This window comes from Caballeronia mineralivorans PML1(12) (genome assembly GCF_001028175.1).
GTDB lineage: Bacteria > Pseudomonadota > Gammaproteobacteria > Burkholderiales > Burkholderiaceae > Caballeronia > Caballeronia mineralivorans.
On the sequence record NZ_AEJF01000174.1, the window covers coordinates 1 to 20,896 of the forward strand.

Consider the following 20,896-nt stretch of genomic DNA (forward strand, 5'->3'; position numbering starts at 1 on the left):
CTAGACGTCTTTTCTCGCTAGGTAAGAAAACCGCTTCGATCCGAAGCGGTTTTTTTTCGTCCCCGGTTTTGCGAGCATTTCGATCCGGATTTCGGCGTGGCACAGTCGGCAGCGTTTGCACTTTAGCCAACAGCCCGTCATACCGACATCAACCGGAGAAATGCATGAGCAGTACACCCGCAACAGTACCAATCAGCCGTCCAGCCGCGTGGCGCGCCGTAGTGGCGGCCTCGATAGGCAATGCGCTCGAATGGTTCGACCTCGTGGTCTACGGGTTCTTCGCGGTCGTCATCTCGAAGTTGTTCTTCCCTTCGGGCAACGATTCGGTGTCCATCCTGCTGACACTCGGTACGTTCGGCGTATCGTTTTTCATGCGGCCGCTTGGGGCGATCGTGCTCGGCGCGTATGCCGACCGCGCGGGGCGCAAGGCCGCGCTCACGCTGTCCATTCTGTTGATGATGATGGGTACGCTGATCATCGCCTTGTTGCCTACTTACTCGTCCATTGGAGTTGCCGCGCCGTTGGTGCTGGTGCTCGCGCGCCTGATGCAGGGTTTCTCGGCCGGCGGTGAGTTCGGCAGTGCGACGGCGTTTCTTGCCGAGCACGTTCCCGGCCGGCGCGGTTTCTTCGCGAGCTGGCAGGTCGCGAGCCAGGGGTTGACCACGCTCCTGGCGGCAATCTTCGGCGTGGTGCTCACCGGCAATCTCTCACCGGAACAGATGAGTTCATGGGGCTGGCGAGTGCCGTTCATCTTCGGCTTGCTGATCGGGCCGGTGGCGTACTACATCCGCACGCGCCTCGACGAAACACCGGAATTCCTCGCGGCCGTCACCACGACAACACCGTTGCGCGACACCTTCACGTCGAACAAGGAGCGTTTGCTGATCGCGATCGGGACGGTGGTGCTGGGCACGGTAGCGACTTACCTCGTGCTCTTCATGCCAACGTATGCGATCAGGCAACTGGGGCTCGCGCCGTCGGTGGCGTTCACCGCGATCCTGCTCACGGGCGCGATCCAGATGGTGCTCTCGCCCTTCGTAGGACATTTCTCCGATACCCACGGGCGCACGCGCATCATGCTGATCTCGGCGGTGCTGCTGCTCGTGCTGATCTATCCGCTGTTCACGTGGCTTGTCGGCCATCCGACATTCGGCACACTGCTGGTCGTTCAAGCCGTACTTGGCGTGTTGATGACAGGATATTTCGCGGCGTTGCCAGGGTTGTTATCGGAGATGTTTCCGGTGGCCACGCGAACGACCGGCATGTCGCTGGCTTATAACATTGCGGTGACGGTGTTCGGCGGATTCGGGCCGTTCATCATCACGTGGCTGATTGCATCGACGGGATCGAAAGCCGCGCCTAGCTTCTACCTGATTTTTGCCGCGGTGGTGAGTCTGGTGGCGTTGATGGCGGCGCGCAAGCGGCTGGGATTCAAGTGAGGGTCCTTGAGTAGAGGTTCATGCGCCTATAGCCGGTGCGCCGCCCCGTGGCCCTACGATTGCCGCTTCTGCTGCGCCTGCATGTAGGCGCGCAGAAGCTTGAAAAATGTTGCAAATGCCGCCTCAAAAGCAAAAAGGCCGACTCTCTCGAATCGGCCTTTCACACTTTCAAACCCTGAATCTCACATCTGCAAGCTTGTGATCAAACCTCTGCGCCTGCGTTCGGATCGGCGGGATCGAACTTTGGCTTCTTGTCCTTCACCAGATCTTCGCGCTTCACACCCAGCCACATAGCCAGCGCGGCTGCCACGAACACCGACGAGTAGATGCCGAACAAGATCCCGACCGTCAGCGCCAGCGCGAAGTAATGCAGCGTCGCACCGCCGAACAGGAACATGGACAGCACCATCATTTCCGTACAGCCGTGGGTGATGATGGTTCGCGACATCGTGCTGGTGATCGCGTGGTTGATTACTTCGATCACCGTCATCTTGCGCTGCTTGCGGAAGGTTTCGCGAATCCGGTCGAAGATAACGACCGACTCGTTCACCGAATAGCCGAGCACCGCGAGAATGGCCGCCAGCACGGAGAGCGAAAACTCCCACTGAAAGAACGCGAAGAAACCGAGAATGATCACCACGTCGTGCAAGTTGGCGATCACGCCCGCCACCGCATATTTCCATTCGAAGCGGAAGGACAGGTAGATCACAATGCCGATCACCACGCACGCCAGGGCAAGCAGGCCGTTGGTCACGAGCTCCTTACCGACCTGCGGACCGACGAACTCGACACGCTGCAACTGCGCTTGCGCGTCCTGGGTCTTCAGCGCGGCCATCACCTGATCGCTCTGTTGCGCCGACGTCAAACCCTGCTTCAACGGCAAGCGGATCAGTACGTCGCGTGACGTACCGAAGTTCTGCACCTGAGCGTCGGGATAACCGAGCTTGCTCATCGTGCTGCGCACCGGTTCAAGCGGCACCGCTTGCGGATATTGCACTTCCACCACGGTGCCGCCGGTGAATTCCACCGACAGATGCAGCCCGCGGTGCACGAGGAAAAACACAGCCGCGAGGAACGTGATGAGCGAGATTGCGTTGAAAATCAACGCACGCTGCATCAGCGGCAAGTCGCGGTGGATACGAAAGAATTCCATGATTTATTCTCCGGGACTCAGTTGGACGAGCCGGGTTTTTTCGGCTCGATGCCAGGACCCGAGCGACGCCGCGCGACCGGCTTGCCGGTCCGAACCGCCGGCGCGGCCTGCTTTTGCGAGCGTGCTGGAACCGGTGCTTTGGCGCGTGCGGCGGGCTGGACGATCTCATCGACGGGGGAATCGTCGCCGCGCTGATTCGCGAGGTAAGCGGCGGTGGCCGCTGCCGTGTCGCTGCCTGCGGGACGCCAGACCTGACCGATTGCCAGCGACTGCAACTTCTTCTTGCCGCCGTACCAGAGGTTCACCAGGCCGCGCGAGAAAAACACGGCCGAGAACATCGACGTCAGGATGCCGATACAGTGCACGACCGCGAAGCCGCGAACCGGCCCGGAGCCGAACGCGAGCAGCGCCAGACCTGCGATCAGCGTGGTCACGTTCGAGTCGACAATCGTGGCCCATGCATGCGCAAAACCGTTCTGGATGGCGAGCTGCGGCGGTGCGCCGTTACGCAGTTCCTCGCGGATCCGTTCGTTGATCAGCACGTTGGCGTCGATGGCCATACCGAGCGCAAGTGCGATAGCCGCAATACCCGGCAGCGTCAGGGTGGCCTGCAGCATCGACAGAATGGCGATCAGCAGCAACAGGTTCACCGACAGCGACAACATGGAGATCAGGCCGAACAGCATGTAGTACGCGATCATGAAGACGGCGATCGCGGCGAAACCGTACTGGACGGAATCGAAGCCCTTCCTGATGTTGTCGGCGCCAAGGCTCGGGCCGATCGTGCGTTCTTCGATGATGTCCATAGGGGCTGCGAGCGAACCCGCGCGCAGCAGCAGCGCCAGGTCGGCGGCGGCTTGCGGCGAAGGCTGGCCGGTGATCTGGAAGCGGTCGCCGAGTTCGGACTGGATGGTCGCGACCGTCAGCACTTCGCCCTTGCCCTTTTCGAACAGGATCATGGCCATCGGCTTGCCGATGTTGTCGCGCGACACGCTGCTCACCGCGCGGCCACCGGCCGCGTCGAGGCGAATGTTCACCGACGGACGCTGGTGTTCGTCGAATCCCGACGATGCGTCGATGATCCGGTCACCCGTGAAAATCACCTGCTTTCTCACGAGCGTCGGACCGGTATTGCCCTGCGTGAAGAGTTCGTCGCCGGGAGGAACCGGGTCGTTCGGACCGGGATGGGTGTTGGTCGGGTCGGCAAGACGGGCTTCCAGCGTTGCCGTCCGGCCAATGATGTCCTTCGCCTTCGCCGTGTCCTGCACGCCCGGCAATTCGACCACGATGCGGTCGGAGCCTTGTTGCTGGATCACCGGTTCGGACACGCCGAGTTCGTTTACACGATTGTGCAGCGTAACGATGTTCTGCTTGAGCGCGCTGTCTTCCGCGAGCTTCTGCGCCGCCGGCGTGAACGTGCCGACCACTTGGTAAGCGTCGCCGCCCTGACGCGTCGCCCATTGCAATTCGCTCAAGCCAGTCGACAGCGTCGTGCGCGCGGCATCGGCTGCGGCCTGATCGGCGAAATTGACCACGACCGACTGATTCACGCGATTTACGCCGCCATCGCGGATGTTTTTATCGCGTAACAGCGCACGGGCGTCGGCGGCGTTCGAATCGAGCTTCTTGTTCAGCGCACCCGCCATGTCCACTTGCAGCAGGAAGTGGACGCCACCGCGCAAGTCGAGGCCGAGGTACATCGGCAGCGCGTGCAACGCGGTCAGCCAGCGCGGAGAGGCTGCCTGCAGATTCAGCGCGACGATATATTGCGGATCGCTCGGGTCGCTGTTGAGCGTCTTTTGCAACAGGTCCTTCACGCGCAATTGCGTGTCCGTATCTTTCAGGCGCACGCGGATGTTGGCGTTGAGCGACGAATTGTCGAACGTCACTTCATCCGGCGTCACCTTGTCGGCGGCCAGCGCGTTTTCGACGTTGGCAAGCGTTGACGAGTCCAGCTTGACCGTTGCCTTGCCGCTCGATATCTGCACCGCCGGCGCTTCGCCGAAAAAATTGGGCAGTGTATAGACGAGGCCGATGACGAGCGCCACCAGCATCACGGCATATTTCCAAAGTGGGTAGCGATTCATGGGGATGGCCGAACAGGAGAGTTGGCGAGGAGGGGTAAGCGATGCGTCCGGCGATGAGCGGGCAACTGGCCGCGAAGGCCGCGCCGGACGCGAGAAAAGTTGGCCTTACAGCGATTTGATCGTGCCTTTCGGGAGGATGGTCGTCACGGCAGCTTTCTGGATGGTGATTTCCGTACCTTCCGCGATTTCAACGCCCACGTACGCGTCCGTCACCTTCGTCACCTTGCCGACGATACCGCCGTTCGTTACCACTTCGTCACCCTTCGCCATTGCAGCCAGCATGTTGCGATGTTCCTTCTGGCGCTTCATTTGCGGGCGAATCATGATGAAGTACAGCACAGCGAACATGAGAATCAAAGGCAGGAAACTCATGATGCTCGACTGCGCACCGTCTGCACCACTAGAAAAAAACGACACGTTGGTCTCTCCGTTATAACGATCAGAAAATTAGCCGGCTATTCTACCACTGGGCTACGTCGCGTAAGCGCGGAATGCGCTTTGTGATCAAGCTGTTAAAGCGTGACGTAAAGCAATTGTAATGTTTATTGCGCCGATTGCAGATCCAATGGCCGGACGTTAGCCATCCGGTCAGTCGATTCCGCGTGCCCGATTCTCTTGAAACTGCTTCACGAATGTGTCGAAGGTGTGATTTTCAATCGAATCGCGGATTTCCTGCATCAGTTGCAAGTAGTAATGCAGGTTGTGAATCGTGTTCAGTTGCGAGCCGAGGATTTCGCCCACCCGATGCAAGTGGTGCAGATAACCGCGCGTGAAATTGCGACAGGTGTAGCAGCCGCAGGTTTCATCGAGCGGCTTGAGCGAGTTCTTGTGCGCGGCGTTGCGGATCTTGACGTCGCCGAAACGCGTGAACAGCCAGCCGTTGCGCGCGTTGCGGGTGGGCATCACGCAGTCGAACATGTCGACGCCCGACGCCACGCCCGCCACCAGGTCTTCCGGCGTGCCAACGCCCATCAGGTAATGCGGTTTATCCGCCGGAAGCTTCGGGCCGATGTGTTCCAGCACGCGCATCATGTCTTCCTTCGGTTCGCCGACCGACAAACCGCCGATCGCGAAGCCATGGAAACCGATGTCGGCGAGACCGGCCAGCGATTCGTCGCGCAGATCCTCGAACATGCCGCCCTGGACGATGCCGAACAGTGCGTTCGGATTTTCACCTTTGGCGAATTCATCGACGGAGCGCTTGGCCCAGCGCATCGACATGCGCATGGAATCGGCCGCGTCCTGATGCGGCGTGGGCACGCCGTTGGTCGCGTACGGCGTGCACTCGTCGAACTGCATCACGATGTCCGAATTCAGCACCTTCTGGATCTGCATCGAGATTTCCGGCGATAAAAACAACTTGTCGCCGTTGATGGGTGACGCGAACGTGACGCCATCTTCGGTGATCTTGCGCAGATCGCCGAGGGAAAAGACCTGAAAACCGCCGGAATCGGTGAGGATTGGACGCTGCCAGTTCATGAACCGATGCAACCCGCCGTGTGCGGCGATGGTTTCCAGCCCGGGGCGCAGCCAGAGGTGGAAGGTGTTGCCGAGGATGATCTGTGCGTTCATTTCTTCGAGCTCGCGGGGTGCGACGGCTTTCACCGTGCCGTACGTGCCGACGGGCATGAAGATCGGTGTTTCGACCACCCCATGGTTCAACGTGACGCGGCCGCGGCGAGCTTTGCCGTCAGTGGTGATTAGCTCGAACTGGAGGCCGTTCGCGGGTTGGGCCGTTGTATCGATCGTATCGGCTGCGCTGCTTGCTTCGGTCATTCAAAAGCTCCTGTGCCACCGGAAGACAGTCCGGCGCAAATGGGTAAAGGGAATGTGAGGTATGTGCGTGCCACGGTTACGTGGCGGGTTCAATCGTTCTTGCGTTTGGGGCTGCGTAGCAGGCGGTGCTCTTTCAGGCCGCCGCTTGCCGCGTGAGCAGCATCGCGTCGCCGTAACTGAAAAATCGATACCGCTCTTCAATCGCGTGCGCGTACGCCGCACGGATCGCGTCCATGCCTGCGAACGCCGAGACCAGCATCATCAGCGTCGATTTAGGCAAATGGAAATTCGTCACGAGCCGGTCGACGACGCGAAATTCGTAGCCCGGCGTGATGAAAATGTCCGTTTCAGCGCTGGTTTCGGATAGCGGCCGGCCGGCTTTAGCCGCATCGCGGGCAGCCGCTTCGAGTGCTCGCAGCGAGGTTGTCCCGACCGCGATGACACGATTGCCCCGCGCTTTCGTCGCTACGATCTTGTCTGCGAGGGTCTGCGGCAGCCGATACCATTCACTATGCATCCGATGCTCCGCGAGATTCTCCACGCGCACCGGCTGGAACGTGCCCGCGCCAACATGCAGCGTCAGCGTCGCGCGCTCCACGCCGCGGGCGTCGAGCGCGGCGAAGAGCGCCGGGTCGAAGTGCAGGCCTGCCGTGGGTGCCGCGACCGCGCCGGGGTTCGCTGCATAGACCGTCTGGTAGCGGGTTTCATCGAAGGCGTCGGGATCGTGTTCTATATACGGCGGCAGCGGCAAGCGGCCATATTGCTCAATCAGCGTCAGGCAATCGGCGGGGAAATGCAGCGTGTAGAACGGCTCCACGCGCTCGCCGACGGTGACCTCGAAGGCCTCGGCGAGAACGAGCTTCGTGCCCGGCAACGGGCTTTTGCTCGCCCGGATCTGCGCGAGCGCGGTCGTCGCGCCGGTCAAACGCTCCACCAATACCTCGATGCGGCCGCCGCTCGCCTTCTGGCCGAGGAACCGCGCCTTCAGGACTTTGGTATCGTTGAATACGAGCAGATCGCCGGGTTCGAGCAGGCTGGGCAATTCGGTGAAATGGCGATCGGTAAAAGAGGCCGTCGCGGCGCGGTTATTCACGTCGAGCAAACGGCTCGCGCTGCGCTCGGTGAGCGCCGTTTGCGCGATCAGCTCGGGCGGCAGATTAAAATCGAAGTCGGAAAGCGTGAACATGGGGAAAGCAGGTCGATGCGCGATGATGCGCGCGTGATTTTGGCAAAAGCGCTTGGCCAGGCAGCGCGGGTGTGCGCTTCGTTCTTGAGCCGATGCAGTTTCGTCGCTCGGCTTTTGTTGATCGATACGCAGAATTCGAATACGACGTGGCCTCACGAAATCCAGTGCGTTGCTCGCAATTGTGCCTACGGAATGCATCGCGGAGCCGCGGAGCTTGCGGTTGCGTCAGTGGGCCGTGAGTGAGTAAAGAACCGCGTGAAGCTACCTAAAGCCGTCGCTCGCCGCGTCTCCGGGCGGCTGTAACGAACCCGCACATGGCGTGCGGCGTGCTGCTGTTATGGGCGCCGCCAAGCCGAACGAAGCCGATATTGTACTTTGAAGAGATTAGATGCCCTTGCCCGACCCCCGTTTGCTCGTTGCTCCCGATGCCGAAAACGCTCCTGAAGCAGCCGGAGAACCGGACGCGCCTATGCAAAAGCGCAAGCGTGCACGGGCGGGTGGCGCGAAAAAGCTCGCGGATCTGGAGATCGCGGACAAGGTCCAGCCGTTGAAACCCGCCGCCGCGCCGCCCAAACCCGTCGATAAACTCGCCAAGCTCGGCCTCAAATCCGATATCGATCTCGTCTTGCATCTGCCAATGCGCTACGAGGACGAAACCAGCATTACGCCCATCGGCCACCTGATTCCCGGCGACAACACGCAGACCGAAGGCGTTGTATTCGACAACGAAATTGCGTACCGCCCGCGCCGCCAGTTGCTCGTCAAGATCCACGACGACGCCGGCGATGAACTCACACTGCGTTTTCTCAATTTCTACGGCTCGCAGGTCAAGCAGATGGCGATCGGCGTGCGTCTGCGGGTTCGTGGCGACGTGCGCGGTGGCTTTTTCGGCATGGAGATGGTGCATCCGGCGGTGCGTCCCGTCGATGAAGACACGCCGCTGCCACAAGCGCTGACACCCGTGTATCCGAGCACGGCGGGGGTATCGCAGGCGTATTTGCGCAAGGCCATCGACAGCGCGTTGTCGCGGGTTCATCTGCCGGAGTTGCTGCCGGAGAAAATCGCCCGCGCGCATCTTCAGCCGCTGAACGTGCCCGCCTTGCTCGACGCTGTAAAAACGCTGCATCACCCGCACGCCGATTCCGATGAAAACGCGTTGATTGACGGTACGCATCCGGCGTGGACGCGCATCAAGTTCGAGGAATTGCTCGCGCAGCAGTTGTCGCTCAAACGCGCGCATGAAGAGCGCCGCACCCGTGCCGCGCCGGTGATGCCGCGTTTGTCGAACGCCCCCGAATCGCTGGTCTCGCGCTTTCTGCAGACGTTGCCATTCAAGCTGACCGGCGCGCAGGAACGCGTGTGTGCCGAGATATCGGGCGAACTCATGTTGCCGCATCCAATGCAGCGCCTGTTGCAGGGCGACGTGGGCAGCGGCAAGACCATCGTGGCCGCGCTCGCAGCGGCGCAAGCTATCGATGCCGGTTTTCAGGCCGCGTTGATGGCGCCAACCGAAATTCTCGCCGAACAGCACGCACGCAAGCTGCGCGGCTGGCTCGAACCGCTGGGCGTGACGGTCGCGTGGCTCGCCGGCAGCCTGAAAGCGAAGGAAAAACGCGCCGCGCTTGAAGCGGCGTCGTCGGGGGCGGCGCAGCTTGTTATCGGCACGCACGCGATCATTCAGGACGCGGTGGAGTTCGCTCGCCTCGGGTTTGTGATCGTCGATGAACAGCATCGTTTTGGCGTCGCTCAACGGCTCGCGTTGCGCGCCAAGGCGCACAAGGCGGCCGACGGCGTGCACAACTTCCAGCCGCATCAACTGATGATGTCGGCCACGCCGATTCCCCGCACGCTCGCCATGACGTATTACGCGGATCTGGACGTTTCGACCATCGACGAATTGCCGCCTGGGCGTACGCCCATCCTGACAAAACTCGTCGCCGATAACCGCCGTGAAGAGGTCATCGCCCGCGTGCGCGAAGCGGCCCTGACAGGGCGGCAAGTGTATTGGGTGTGCCCGCTGATCGAGGAAAGCGAGACGCTGCAGTTGCAGACAGCCGTGGAGACTTACGAAACGCTCGTCGCTGCGCTCCCGGAGTTGCGCATTGGACTTGTGCATGGGCGTTTGCCGCCAGCAGAAAAAGCCGCCGTCATGGACGCCTTCACGCGCGCCGACGTGCAGCTATTGGTGGCAACGACCGTCATCGAAGTGGGTGTGGATGTGCCCAATGCCTCGCTGATGGTGATCGAGCACGCCGAGCGTTTTGGTCTCGCGCAGCTTCACCAGTTGCGCGGCCGCGTGGGGCGGGGCAGCGCGGCTTCGGTGTGCGTGCTGATGTATGCCGGGCCGCTGTCCCAGACCGCGCGCGCGCGTTTGCAGACCATGCGCGAAACCACCGATGGCTTCGAAATCGCCCGTCGCGACCTGGAGATTCGTGGTCCCGGCGAATTCCTCGGTGCGCGCCAGTCGGGTGCGGCGATGCTGCGCTTCGCGAGCCTGGAAAACGACGGCTGGCTGATCGAACCGGCGCGGGCTGCAGCTGACCAGATGCTCGCGCAGTTCCCCGAGGCGGTCACGAATCACCTCGCGCGTTGGCTCGGAGCGCGCGAGCAATATCTGAAAGCTTGAACTTGGAGTCGTTTCGCCGGTCTGTGAGCCACTGCGTTCAGGCGCGGCGTGCCCCGGGTTGGCTAATTGCCTTGGCGGGTGTATAAGTCAAATCCTATCGATTCAATGACTCTGATTGGCCCCTAATGACCCTAACCGAATTGAAGTACATCGTTGCGGTGGCGCGCGAGCGGCATTTTGGCCGTGCGGCCGAGGCGTGTTTCGTGAGTCAGCCGACTTTGTCGGTGGCAATCAAGAAGCTGGAAGATGAGCTGAATGTGCAGATTTTCGAGCGCGGCACCAGCGAAGTCAGCGTCACGCCGATCGGCGAGCAGATCGTCACGCAAGCGCAGCGCGTTCTGGAACAAACCCTTGCCATCAAGGAAATCGCCAAGCAGGGCAAGGACCCGCTGGTCGGACCGTTGCGCCTCGGTGTGATCTACACCATCGGGCCGTATCTCCTGCCCACGCTCGTCAAGCAGATGATCAAGCGCGTTCCGCAGATGCCGCTGATGCTGCAGGAAAATTACACGCTCAAGCTGATTGAACTGCTGAAGCAGGGCGAAATCGATGTCGCCATCATGGCGCTGCCGTTTCCCGAAACGGGGCTGATGGTGCGCCCGCTGTTTGACGAACCCTTCGTTGTCGCCATGCCGGCCGGCCATCCGTGGGAGAACCGCGCCAAGATCAATGCTGACGACCTGAAACTGGAAACCATGCTGCTGCTGGGTAGCGGCCATTGTTTCCGCGATCACGTGCTCGGCGTCTGCCCCGAACTGATGCGCTTTTCGCAGAATGCCGACGGGATTCAGAAGACGTTCGAAGGATCGTCGCTGGAAACCATCCGGCACATGGTTGCTAGCGGCGTCGGGATTACGGTGCTGCCGCGGATGTCGGTGATGGAAGTGAAGCCGCATGCGGGCGGAGTGGATGCCGGTCTGCTGAGTTACGTTCCTTTCGACGACCCGATTCCAGACCGGCGCGTCGTGCTGGCCTGGCGCAAGAGTTTCACGCGGATGCCGGCTATCGAGGCTATCTGCGACGCCGTTGCTGCCTGCAATATTCCGGGCGTCACGCGGCTCGAGTTGCCCGCCGCCGTCAATTAACCGCCTCAAAGCCGTCTTTAGCTTGCACCGCGCCCCCGATGGGCGCGGATTCCGGCCCCATTTCCCCTTCTCCTCAAAATCAAGCGCACTTCAAATTTGCTTGGCCTATCGAATAGATTGAATTAATTGAATTCGACATTCGAATAGCTTTTGATATTCTTGCCTCCATGGGTCGGCCCCGATCCACCAGAACAAACCGGAGGAAGCCATGACGCTGATTGCCCGCCAAGCCACGCAACTCACTGCGACATATCGCGAAGCAAGAAGCGTTGTAGTGGACGTGCTAGCCAGTTTCGCCGGCACCTGCTGAAACTTCCCCGACATAACGTTTCGTCCCCAGACAAAATTCACGGAGTAATCGATGACCAATCGCTTCCTTACCACAGCAGCAGGCGCGCCTGTCGGCGATAACCAGAACTCGATCACCGCCGGCCCGCGCGGCCCGATCGCGCTGCAGGATTTCTGGCTGATCGAAAAGCTCGCGCATTTCGACCGTGAAGTGATTCCTGAGCGCCGTGTGCATGCCAAAGGATCGGGCGCGTTCGGCACGCTCACCGTTACGCACGATATTTCCCGCTTCACGAAAGCGAAAGTGTTCGCGGAAGTCGGCAAGCAGACGCCGTTGTTCATGCGCTTTTCGACGGTTGCCGGCGAGCGCGGCGCGGCTGACGCCGAGCGCGACGTGCGTGGTTTCTCGATCAAGTTCTATACGGAAGAAGGCAATTGGGACGTTGTCGGCAATAACACGCCGGTGTTTTTCATCCGCGATCCGCTGAAGTTCCCGGACTTCATCCATACGCAAAAGCGCGATCCGTACACCAACATGCGCAGCAACGTGGCGGCGTGGGATTTCTGGTCGCGGCATCCTGAGTCGTTGCATCAGGTCACCATCCTGATGAGCGATCGCGGGATTCCGAAGAGCTATCGGCAGATGCATGGTTTCGGCTCGCACACGTATTCGTTCATCAACGCGAACAACGAGCGCTTCTACGTGAAGTTCCACTTCAAGTCGCAACAGCCGCTCGAGAATTTCACCGATGCCGAGGCCTCAGCGGTCGTTGGCAGCGATCGGGAAAGTGCGCAACGCGATCTGGTGGACAACATCGATCACGGCAACTTCCCGAAGTGGAATTTCCGCATCCAGGTGATGACAGAAGCGGAAGCGGCGACGTACCGGATGAATCCGTTCGACATCACCAAAGTGTGGCCGCACAAGGATTTTCCGCTGATCGACGTGGGTACGCTCGAGTTGAATCGCAACGCGGGCAACTATTTTGCGGACGTCGAGCAGTCGGCCTTTACGCCGGCGAACGTAGTGCCAGGGATTGGCTTCTCGCCGGATCGCTTGCTGCAAGGGCGCTTGTTCTCGTATGGCGATGCGCATCGGTATCGTCTTGGTATCAATCACCATCAGATTCCGGTGAATGCGCCGAAGGCCGCCGTGCAGAACTCGTTTCATCGCGATGGCGCCATGCGCACCGACGGCAACAGCGGCGGCCGTGTGAACTACGAGCCGAACCGCTTTGGCGACTTCGCGCAGGACGCGAGCGTGAACGAGCCGGCGTTGGCAGCGGGTGCGGTGGAGCGTTACGACCATCGTGAAGACGAGGATTACTACAGCCAGCCGGGCGCGCTGTTCCGCCTTTTCGACGACGCGCAGAAGCAGCGTTTCTTTGGCAACATCGCGCGGCATATCCATGGCGTGCCGAACGAGATCGTCAAGGTGCAGATCGAGCATTTCCGCCGCGCCGATCCGGCGTATGCGGCGGGTGTCGTAGCTGCGTTGGCGGAACTGGGCCAGAAAGTTGAATCGGCTGACGCGGATATTGAAGCCGCGGTGAAGTAAGCAGGGCGGGGCACGTCAAGGCGTGTCCCGGTCGATTGAAACGCAGGACTCAAGGAGAACGACGATGACACAAGCGATCATGACACTCGAACGGGCAGTGAACGGCATTGAGGCGAAGAGCCTGAACGCGTCGCGCGGCCTACGGCTCGCGATCGGCTTTGGTATCGTCGCGGCGAGTTACGCGGTGGTGATTATCGGAGGATTGCACGGTTTGAGTTTCGCCGGATTGTCCTGAAGACGCGTCGTCACGACGCGCCCGATGACCCTTGCGGCCCGCCTCTATGGCGGGTCGCGCCGCGTTTCTAAGATAAACTGACGAACGCTTGGCGGCCCCGGCAGCAGCTTCAGCGGGGTCGTTCGCATTGTTCGTATCACTCTCACGGAGTCACTATGGCGAAGAAAATCGCATCACCGGCTGTGAACATCGGTATCAGCGACAAAGACCGCAAGAAGATCGCCGATGGTTTGTCGCATCTATTGGCCGATACGTACACGCTGTATCTGAAGACCCACAATTTCCACTGGAACGTGACGGGGCCGATGTTCAACACGCTCCACCTGATGTTCGAAGGGCAGTACACGGAACTGGCGCTGGCGGTTGATTCGATCGCAGAACGCATTCGGGCGCTGGGCGTGTACGCGCCGGGCAGCTATCGTGAATTCGCGAAGCTCTCGTCCATCCCGGAAGCGGATGGCATTCCGGCTGCTGAAGAAATGATTCGCCAACTGGTGGAAGGTCAGGAAGCGGTCGTGCGCACGGCGCGCGAGATTTTCCCGTTGACCGACAGCGCTAACGACGAACCGACGGCTGATCTGTTGACGCAGCGTATGCAGATTCATGAAAAGACTGCGTGGATGTTGCGCGCGATGCTGGCGCAGTAAGTTTTGGGTTTAAGTTTTAGTCGCTGCTGAATGAGCGTGGCGACTTTGGAACGGCCCCGTGCTTGGAAGAGCGCGGGGCTTTTCGTTTTTTTGGGCTTTTTTAGGCAGCGGCGGGCACCGGCGGCTGATAGGGCTACGTTGCCCGTCGGGGCGTCCAAGGCGCCAATCCGCCTTAAACGGCCATGCTTTCTCCGCTGCCTTAAAATGCGGTTATCGCTATTCGCCGTCGCCCAATCGCCATGCTCGCTCGCCTTCCGCTTTACCTTCGACTCGTCCGCATGGACAAGCCCATCGGCAGTTTGCTGTTGCTGTGGCCGACGCTCAACGCGCTGTGGATTGCATCGAGTGGCCATCCGTCGCCGATGCTCCTGGTGATCTTCGTTCTCGGCACGCTGCTCATGCGCTCGGCGGGGTGCGCAATCAACGACTACGCCGACCGCGACTTCGATAAACACGTAAAGCGCACCGAGAACCGGCCGATCACGTCTGGCAAGATCGCTGCGTGGGAAGCGGTGGCGTTGGCGGCGGCGTTATCGCTGATTGCGTTCTTGCTGATCCTGCCGCTCAACACGCTGACGAAAGAACTCTCTGTGTTCGCGCTATTTGTCGCGGGCAGTTACCCATTCACCAAGCGATTCTTCGCGATTCCTCAGGCGTATCTGGGCATCGCATTCGGGTTCGGCATTCCGATGGCTTTCGCCGCCGTGCAGGACCACGTACCGCCGCTCGCCTGGACCATGCTCGCCGCGAACGTGTTCTGGTCGATCGCCTACGACACTGAATACGCGATGGTCGATCGCGACGACGACATCAAGATCGGCATCCGCACGTCGGCGCTGACGTTTGGCCGCTTCGACGTGCTCGCGATCATGTTGTGCTACGCGGTAACGCTCGGGATCTACGTGTGGATCGGCGTGTCGTTGGCGTTTGGCGCGTTGTACTGGATCGGCTGGGCGGTGGCGGTGGCTTGCGCCGTGTATCACTACACCCTGATCAAGGACCGCGAGCGGATGCCGTGCTTCGCCGCGTTCAAACATAACAACTGGCTCGGGGGTCTTTTATTCGCGGGGATTGCGGCGCATTACGCGTTCATGCGGTAACGCAAATACCGGTCTTCGGAGCGGCCCTGTCTGCTCACATGACTTCGACGCTGCGTGTTACGGCGGCGAAGTCGCTTCCGCAGTCCCGTGGTAAACGCCATCGTTGTATCTGCCGTTAGCGGTTAGGCCGGAGGCATCTCTCCCACTTCTGGGGCGCTTCTCGCAAACGGTGTGGCGCTAACATTTCGCTATCCATAGTATTTAGGACTTTTCCGATATTTGAGCCTTGGGCAAACATTCAGAATTGTTTTGCAATTTGAAACGCCGAGAGGCAATCGAATGAGCATCGATTCAATAGAGGCGGTCAGCTTTTTTAAAGCAAAGCAAGGCCGCTTGAATATCACCCCCCCAGAGGCAATAAAAAAATGTCGAAAAATCTTAACGGTAGTCAGACGCTCATCGGTTCAGTAGGGGGCCGGCCGTACCGCCTGTACTTCCAGCACCGGGCCTCCTGGGTCTGTCCGAACATACCGCGGACGGAATCAATACCATCAGCGTGGGCGGCACAACGCAGGACGTACATCCTGTGCTCGTGTGCAATGCCATTGTCGGTGATACCTACACCTTGTACGACAGCGGCACGATGGTCGCCACCCAGGAGAATGTCGGCTGGACCTTGCCGACGCTTGCGAACGGCGCGCACAACCTGAGTCTGACGTACACAACAGGAACCGGCGTCAGTGCGCCGGTGACCATTGGTTTCAACGTGAACGCAACGCCATTCGCCCCTGTCATTACCAATCTGGTCGATGCAACAGGTCCGCACATGGGTAACGTTGCACCCGGTGGCATCGCGACAGATAGTCATCCCACCATCAATGGCACGGGTCATGCAGGCGACACCATCAACGTCTATGACAACACGACGTTGTTGGGCTCGACGCTGGTCGGCGCGGATGGTACGTGGCATTACCAGCCTGCTGCAGCATTGCCCAACGGCGCGCACAACGTTCACGCGACCAGTACCAATGCCGCCGGGACGAGCGATGTATCGAACGCCTATGCGTTCAGTACCACGCAGATCATGGTGACAGGCGTGTATAGCGACGGTGCTCTCGTATCGCAGGGTGGCACGGCCACGGGTACGCTGACGCTCACCGGATGGATTGCGGACCCGAGCCTTGCATCGAAGGGCATGGCGCTCTATATCTCCGGCGGCAATCAGGGAACGACCGTTCTATGGGACAACTCCGTCCAGGGGACCATGACTGTGAACGGCAACATCTTCACAGCCACCGTGGCGCAAAATCCTAATTTCCCGGTGAATTTGCCGCTCGAAAGTAGTACTTATCATATCGATGCCCGGGCTGTCGGTGCTTCAGGTCAGGTCACGACCGTGTCCAATCCCGCAATGGGCTGGACCTTCACTGACAACTTCAACGCGAAGCTTGCAACCGTTTCCGCAACGCACGTAGATGCATCGCCTGCAATCGACGACGCAGCAGTGCTTGCCGCTAATGCAAGCGTGAGTCCGGTTGCCTCGCAAGCCGGCCATCACGCCGCAGTTGGCGAGCACGACACGTTCAAGGGCACCACAGGCAATGCCACCGTGGACCTGAACGCTGATCCGGCTGCCTACTTCAAGGACGCCACGGCTCACATCGAGGGCGGCGCGGGCGGCGTCCATACGCCGCATTTGACGGGAGATCATCAGGCCCTGGATCTTACGTCGCTGACTGGCAAGACGGCAGCGGCGAAGGTATCGGGTATCGAAGCGATCGACCTGGGCGGCTCGCACAACATGCTGAAGCTGTCGCTGGTGGACGTATTGAACCTGACCGAACCGGACCTGTTCCAGAAGGACGGCAAGCAGCAGATGCTGGTCAACGGCTCAAATGGCGATTCGGTGGATTTGTCGAGTGCGCACATTGCGGGCGTGACCGACGGTCACTGGATGCAGGAAGGGACGGCCATTGTTGGCGGCGTGACGTACAACGTGTACGAACACTCCGGCGCTCACGCGGAACTGCTGGTCCAGCAAGGCGTGCAGATTGCAGTGCATGGGTAAGAACTGACCGATGGACTGCTGTTGAACTAGCAGACTGTTGGTGAAGTAAAAACGAAAATGCCGCTGCAGGAGTGATTCCGTAGCGGCATTTTTTTGCGTTGTCAGTACAAGTGCACGCGGACCAAGGCTGAGGGTCGCTGTCTCAGGCCTTGCCCAACTCCACACCCATCTCTTTCGCTCTTGCATCGGCCGCTAGTGCGCCACGGACGATGGCGTCTTTCACGCCCTGGGAATCGAAAGAAGCCAAAGCTGCAGCCGTCGTGCCACCCTTCGATGTCACCCGTTCCCGCAACACGCTCGCCGGTTCGCCCGATTGCGCGGCCAGTTGCGCTGCGCCGGTAAACGTAGCTACTGCCAACGCACGGCCTTGCTCCTCGTCCATCCCAAGCTGGCGAGCCGCTTCCTGCATGGCTTCGATGAAATAAAACACGTACGCCGGACCACTGCCGGAAATGGCCGTAACGGCGTCGATCTTGGCTTCGTCGTCGAACCAGACGGTTTCGCCCACCGCCTCAAGTACCTTCGATGCCAGCGCCTTCCCTGCATCGTCAACACCGGGCAGCGCAGCCAAACCTGTCACGCCCATGCCGATAAGCGCCGGCGTGTTCGGCATCGTGCGGACAATCTGCATATAGCCGCCGAGCCAGCGCGACAGATCGGCGGCGCGAATCCCAGCCGCGATACTGATCACTAATTGCTTCGATAACACCGGCTGCAACGCCGTGGCCACGTCCTTCAGCACTTGCGGTTTGACGGCAAGCAGGATCGCGTCGTAGCCGGCAAGTTTCGAATCGATCGACGTACCCGTCGCAACGCCAAACTGCTTTTCCGTGCGCTGCCGTGCTTCTTCCCCGGAGTCGACGACATAAAGATCCGCCGCCGCGACACCGCGCTTGATCAAACCGCCGATGAGCGCCGACGCCATGTTGCCGCCACCGATAAATGCAATTTTCATAGTGAGTTCAGATCAAAGGTTCAGTTGGAATAATCGCGTGCGCCGAAGATGGCTGTGCCGATGCGAACCATCGTCGCGCCTTCGAGAATTGCGGCTTCAATATCCGCCGACATGCCCATGGAAAGCGTATCGAGTTCAAGTCCGTCCGCGCGCAAGGTGTCCATGATTTCACGCAGACGCCGATGCGGCGCGCGTTGTTCGTCGAGTGTGCCGGCGGGTTCGGGGATGGCCATCAGGCCGCGCAACCGCAAAAAAGGAAGCGCCGCTATCTGGCGTGCGAGCGCCAAAGCTTCATCCGGCGCAACGCCGCTTTTCGATTCTTCGCCGCTCACGTTGACCTGCAGACACACGTTGAGCGGCGCCATGCCGTCGGGCCGCTGTTCGCTGAGACGCTGGGCGATCTTGAGTCGATCCACGGAATGCACCCAATCGACATTCTCTGCGACCACTTTCGTCTTGTTCGACTGCAACGGTCCGATGAAATGCCACTCGATCTCGCTGCGCAAATCCGCCAGTTCCGCAATCTTCGCCACCGCTTCCTGCACGTAGTTTTCGCCGAACGCGCGTTGCCCGGCGTCGAAGGCGGCACGAACATCCTCTGCAGGAAAGGTCTTCGATACCGCGAGTAACGCGACCGAAGACGCATCGCGCGAAGCATCAGCCGCGGCTTTCGCGATGCGCTGACGGACTTCGTCCAGGTGACGGGCTACAGGAGAGGAGGACATGGAATCGGACGCCGCATATCGAGTAAGCAGAGCCCCGATTATACGGACGCGGCGCCCTGGTTCTGCAGGCGCCGGCCGGCGTTAGCCATACAGCAGATGTTCGAGCAGTTGAATCCAGTGCACGACGGGCGTGGACGTGCCGCTCTGCAAGTGCGCAATACAGCCCACATTCGCCGATACGATCATCTGCGGTTCCAGCTTCTCGAGCTTGTCGAGTTTCTGGTCGCGCAATGCGTACGAGAGCTTCGGCTGGAGCACCGAGTACGTGCCCGCCGAGCCGCAGCACAGATGGCTATCGGCGGGAAGATGCACTTCTATGCCTAGCGCCGTCAGCAAATTCTCCACGTGGCCGCGAATCTGTTGACCATGCTGCAGCGTGCACGGCGGGTGAAACGCGACGGTGTGCACGGCGCGCCGCCTGACCATCGTCGTGAGTTCGTCCTCGTATAGCGGCAGGATTTCGGCGAGGTCGCGCGTCAGGTCCACAATCCGCGCGGCCTTCCCCGCATAGTCAGGGTCATTGCGCAGCAGGTGCGCATATTCCTTCACTGTCGCGCCGCAGCCCGAGGCGTTCATCACGATCGCCTCCACGCCGTTTTCCACGTACGGCCACCACGCGTCGATGTTATTGCGCACGTCGTCCAGCGCTTCCTCGTTGTAGCCCAGATGCAGACGGATCGCGCCACAACAGCCCGCGTCCGGCGCGGTCATTATCTGGATCCCCAACGCATCGAACACCCGCGCGGTCGCGATGTTCACGTTCGGCATCATCGCGGGCTGGACGCAGCCGGCGAGCATCAGCATCTTGCGTTCGTGCGTGCTGGTGGGCGGCACCAGGGGCCGCTGCGCAACCGGAATCTTCGTTCGCAAGGCTTTGGGCAACAGCGGCCGGAATTGCTGGCCGACCTTCATAGCGGGCGTGAAAAGCTTGCTGTTCGGCAGGAAGTTGGCGAGCAGCTTGCGTTGCACGCGCTGGCCGAACGGCCGCTCCACTTTCTCTTCCACGACCTTCCGGCCAATTTCCAGCAGCCGTCCGTATTGCACGCCCGATGGGCACGTGGTCTCGCAATTGCGGCATGTGAGGCAGCGATCAAGATGCAGTTGCGTGCTGCGCGTGACCGGCGCACCTTCCATCATCTGCTTGATCAGATAGATGCGGCCGCGCGGGCCGTCGAGCTCATCGCCGAGGATCTGGTACGTCGGGCACGTCGCCGTGCAGAATCCGCAATGCACGCACTTGCGCAGGATGGCCTCGGCTTCTTCGCCATCGGCCGTGTTGCGCATGAAGTCGGCGAGGTTGGTTTGCATTGCTTGTGTCTTCAGCTCAGAAGTCGGGATAGAGGCGGCCGCGATTGAAAATGCTCGCGGGATCGAATGCGGCTTTCAGGCCGCGATGAATCTTCATCATCGGTGCGGGCAGCGGCGTGAAGACGCCGGCGTTGCGGTCATACGCGGAGCCCGAGCGGAAGATGGTCGCGTGCCCGCCGGCCTGCTTGGCGCTGATGCGCACGGTTTGCGGATCGGCGTCGGTGATCCACCAGCGTTGCGCGCCGCCCCATTCCATCAGATGGGGACCGGGAAGGTGCATCGGTTCGGCAATCGATGGCAGCGAGAGCCGCCACAAAGCGCACTTCGGCGGCAGCACGGCGAAGAACGGATCGGATTGCTCACGCAAACCGTGCCAGAAACGCTCGGCTTCCACGGCGTCCACCACTTCGCCGCCCAACGATGTCCGCGCCGCTTTCACCGCCGCTTCCGCACCGCCTAGCCGCAGCGCCAGCGTGTGGTCGCGCCAGGCGCTGGCGGTCAGTGGCAACGGATGGCCGCTCCATTCGTTGAGCTTGCGCACGGCGTCGGTGTCGTTCATCTCGAACTTGAGCGTGGCTTCGGCAACGGGTTTCGGCAGGACTTTCACCGATACCTCCAGGATCAGCCCAAGCGTGCCGAGCGAGCCCGCGAGCAGGCGCGAGACGTCGTAGCCCGCGACGTTCTTCACCACCTGGCCGCCGAAATGCAGCACGTGGCCCT

Annotated in this window: 17 protein-coding genes; 8 read left to right on the plus strand and 9 right to left on the minus strand. The window is 60.6% G+C overall.

The window, feature by feature from the left end; genetic code table 11:
* Positions 1–164 precede the first annotated feature (164 nt).
* Positions 165–1,439 carry an MFS transporter gene (locus EOS_RS29355; RefSeq protein WP_047895705.1) on the plus strand — a complete coding sequence of 425 codons (1,275 nt, stop codon included), beginning with the start codon at positions 165–167 and terminating at the stop codon, positions 1,437–1,439.
* A gap of 202 nt (positions 1,440–1,641) precedes the next feature.
* On the opposite strand, the gene secF is transcribed toward EOS_RS29355, so the two are convergent.
* The 5 genes from secF to queA form a co-directional block, all read right to left on the minus strand.
* Positions 1,642–2,592: a protein translocase subunit SecF gene (gene secF, locus EOS_RS29360; RefSeq protein ID WP_047895706.1), complete on the minus strand. Its 951-nt coding sequence runs from the start codon at positions 2,590–2,592 to the stop codon at positions 1,642–1,644.
* Between the two features lie 17 nt (positions 2,593–2,609).
* Complete coding sequence (secD, locus tag EOS_RS29365) at positions 2,610–4,679, minus strand: protein translocase subunit SecD (RefSeq protein WP_047895707.1); 2,070 nt, start codon at positions 4,677–4,679, stop codon at positions 2,610–2,612.
* A gap of 105 nt (positions 4,680–4,784) precedes the next feature.
* The gene (yajC, locus tag EOS_RS29370) at positions 4,785–5,051 is read right to left on the minus strand and encodes a preprotein translocase subunit YajC (protein ID WP_235443002.1); all 267 of its coding nucleotides are present in this window, start codon (positions 5,049–5,051) and stop codon (positions 4,785–4,787) included.
* Between the two features lie 216 nt (positions 5,052–5,267).
* Positions 5,268–6,455: a tRNA guanosine(34) transglycosylase Tgt gene (gene tgt, locus EOS_RS29375; RefSeq protein ID WP_047895709.1), complete on the minus strand. Its 1,188-nt coding sequence runs from the start codon at positions 6,453–6,455 to the stop codon at positions 5,268–5,270.
* A gap of 133 nt (positions 6,456–6,588) precedes the next feature.
* Positions 6,589–7,641, minus strand: coding sequence for a tRNA preQ1(34) S-adenosylmethionine ribosyltransferase-isomerase QueA (queA, locus tag EOS_RS29380; protein ID WP_047895710.1), 1,053 nt, complete (start codon positions 7,639–7,641; stop codon positions 6,589–6,591).
* 388 nt (positions 7,642–8,029) lie between these two features.
* Here queA and recG point away from each other — a divergent pair, with 388 nt between their 5' ends.
* The 7 genes from recG to EOS_RS48340 all read left to right on the plus strand — a co-directional run bounded on the left by recG (position 8,030) and on the right by EOS_RS48340 (position 17,188).
* Complete coding sequence (gene recG, locus EOS_RS29390) at positions 8,030–10,267, plus strand: ATP-dependent DNA helicase RecG (RefSeq protein WP_047895712.1); 2,238 nt, start codon at positions 8,030–8,032, stop codon at positions 10,265–10,267.
* 125 nt (positions 10,268–10,392) lie between these two features.
* Positions 10,393–11,352: a hydrogen peroxide-inducible genes activator gene (locus tag EOS_RS29395; protein ID WP_047895713.1), complete on the plus strand. Its 960-nt coding sequence runs from the start codon at positions 10,393–10,395 to the stop codon at positions 11,350–11,352.
* Positions 11,353–11,713: 361 nt separating this feature from the next.
* A complete protein-coding gene (locus EOS_RS29400) occupies positions 11,714–13,198 on the plus strand; it encodes a catalase (protein ID WP_047895714.1) in 1,485 nt (494 codons plus the stop codon).
* A 64-nt stretch (positions 13,199–13,262) separates the two neighbouring features.
* Positions 13,263–13,433, plus strand: coding sequence for a hypothetical protein (locus EOS_RS47210; protein WP_160312541.1), 171 nt, complete (start codon positions 13,263–13,265; stop codon positions 13,431–13,433).
* Between the two features lie 155 nt (positions 13,434–13,588).
* Positions 13,589–14,080, plus strand: a complete 492-nt coding sequence (locus tag EOS_RS29405; RefSeq protein WP_047895715.1) for a Dps family protein — start codon at positions 13,589–13,591, stop codon at positions 14,078–14,080.
* 239 nt (positions 14,081–14,319) lie between these two features.
* Entirely contained in the window at positions 14,320–15,180 is an 861-nt protein-coding gene (gene ubiA, locus EOS_RS29410) for a 4-hydroxybenzoate octaprenyltransferase (protein ID WP_047895716.1), read from the plus strand.
* Between the two features lie 496 nt (positions 15,181–15,676).
* The gene (locus tag EOS_RS48340; RefSeq protein WP_047895717.1) at positions 15,677–17,188 is read left to right on the plus strand and encodes an Ig-like domain-containing protein; all 1,512 of its coding nucleotides are present in this window, start codon (positions 15,677–15,679) and stop codon (positions 17,186–17,188) included.
* A gap of 142 nt (positions 17,189–17,330) precedes the next feature.
* Here EOS_RS48340 and proC read toward each other — a convergent pair whose 3' ends face one another.
* The 4 genes from proC to glcE form a co-directional block, all read right to left on the minus strand.
* Entirely contained in the window at positions 17,331–18,143 is an 813-nt protein-coding gene (gene proC / locus EOS_RS29420; RefSeq protein ID WP_047895718.1) for a pyrroline-5-carboxylate reductase, read from the minus strand.
* A 20-nt stretch (positions 18,144–18,163) separates the two neighbouring features.
* Positions 18,164–18,868 (minus strand): YggS family pyridoxal phosphate-dependent enzyme, encoded by a 705-nt coding sequence (locus EOS_RS29425; RefSeq protein WP_047895719.1) that lies wholly within the window; start codon positions 18,866–18,868, stop codon positions 18,164–18,166.
* 81 nt (positions 18,869–18,949) lie between these two features.
* Positions 18,950–20,176 carry a glycolate oxidase subunit GlcF gene (gene glcF / locus EOS_RS29430; protein ID WP_047895720.1) on the minus strand — a complete coding sequence of 409 codons (1,227 nt, stop codon included), beginning with the start codon at positions 20,174–20,176 and terminating at the stop codon, positions 18,950–18,952.
* Positions 20,177–20,192: 16 nt separating this feature from the next.
* On the minus strand, positions 20,193–20,896 hold a 704-nt coding region (glcE, locus tag EOS_RS29435; protein ID WP_047895721.1), incomplete at its 5' end, for a glycolate oxidase subunit GlcE.

What these genes read in the sequence shown, in the direction of transcription:
- EOS_RS29425 (WP_047895719.1), bottom strand. Translation starts at nt 18,868, where the DNA reads ATGTCCTCCTCTCCTGTAGCCCGTCACCTGGACGAAGTCCGTCAGCGC.
- EOS_RS29400 (WP_047895714.1), top strand. Translation starts at nt 11,714, where the DNA reads ATGACCAATCGCTTCCTTACCACAGCAGCAGGCGCGCCTGTCGGCGAT.
- ubiA (WP_047895716.1), top strand. Translation starts at nt 14,320, where the DNA reads ATGCTCGCTCGCCTTCCGCTTTACCTTCGACTCGTCCGCATGGACAAG.
- EOS_RS29405 (WP_047895715.1), top strand. Translation starts at nt 13,589, where the DNA reads ATGGCGAAGAAAATCGCATCACCGGCTGTGAACATCGGTATCAGCGAC.
- yajC (WP_235443002.1), bottom strand. Translation starts at nt 5,051, where the DNA reads ATGAGTTTCCTGCCTTTGATTCTCATGTTCGCTGTGCTGTACTTCATC.
- EOS_RS29355 (WP_047895705.1), top strand. Translation starts at nt 165, where the DNA reads ATGAGCAGTACACCCGCAACAGTACCAATCAGCCGTCCAGCCGCGTGG.
- recG (WP_047895712.1), top strand. Translation starts at nt 8,030, where the DNA reads ATGCCCTTGCCCGACCCCCGTTTGCTCGTTGCTCCCGATGCCGAAAAC.
- secF (WP_047895706.1), bottom strand. Translation starts at nt 2,592, where the DNA reads ATGGAATTCTTTCGTATCCACCGCGACTTGCCGCTGATGCAGCGTGCG.
- tgt (WP_047895709.1), bottom strand. Translation starts at nt 6,455, where the DNA reads ATGACCGAAGCAAGCAGCGCAGCCGATACGATCGATACAACGGCCCAA.
- proC (WP_047895718.1), bottom strand. Translation starts at nt 18,143, where the DNA reads ATGAAAATTGCATTTATCGGTGGCGGCAACATGGCGTCGGCGCTCATC.
- EOS_RS29395 (WP_047895713.1), top strand. Translation starts at nt 10,393, where the DNA reads ATGACCCTAACCGAATTGAAGTACATCGTTGCGGTGGCGCGCGAGCGG.
- queA (WP_047895710.1), bottom strand. Translation starts at nt 7,641, where the DNA reads ATGTTCACGCTTTCCGACTTCGATTTTAATCTGCCGCCCGAGCTGATC.
- glcF (WP_047895720.1), bottom strand. Translation starts at nt 20,176, where the DNA reads ATGCAAACCAACCTCGCCGACTTCATGCGCAACACGGCCGATGGCGAA.
- secD (WP_047895707.1), bottom strand. Translation starts at nt 4,679, where the DNA reads ATGAATCGCTACCCACTTTGGAAATATGCCGTGATGCTGGTGGCGCTC.
- EOS_RS47210 (WP_160312541.1), top strand. Translation starts at nt 13,263, where the DNA reads ATGACACAAGCGATCATGACACTCGAACGGGCAGTGAACGGCATTGAG.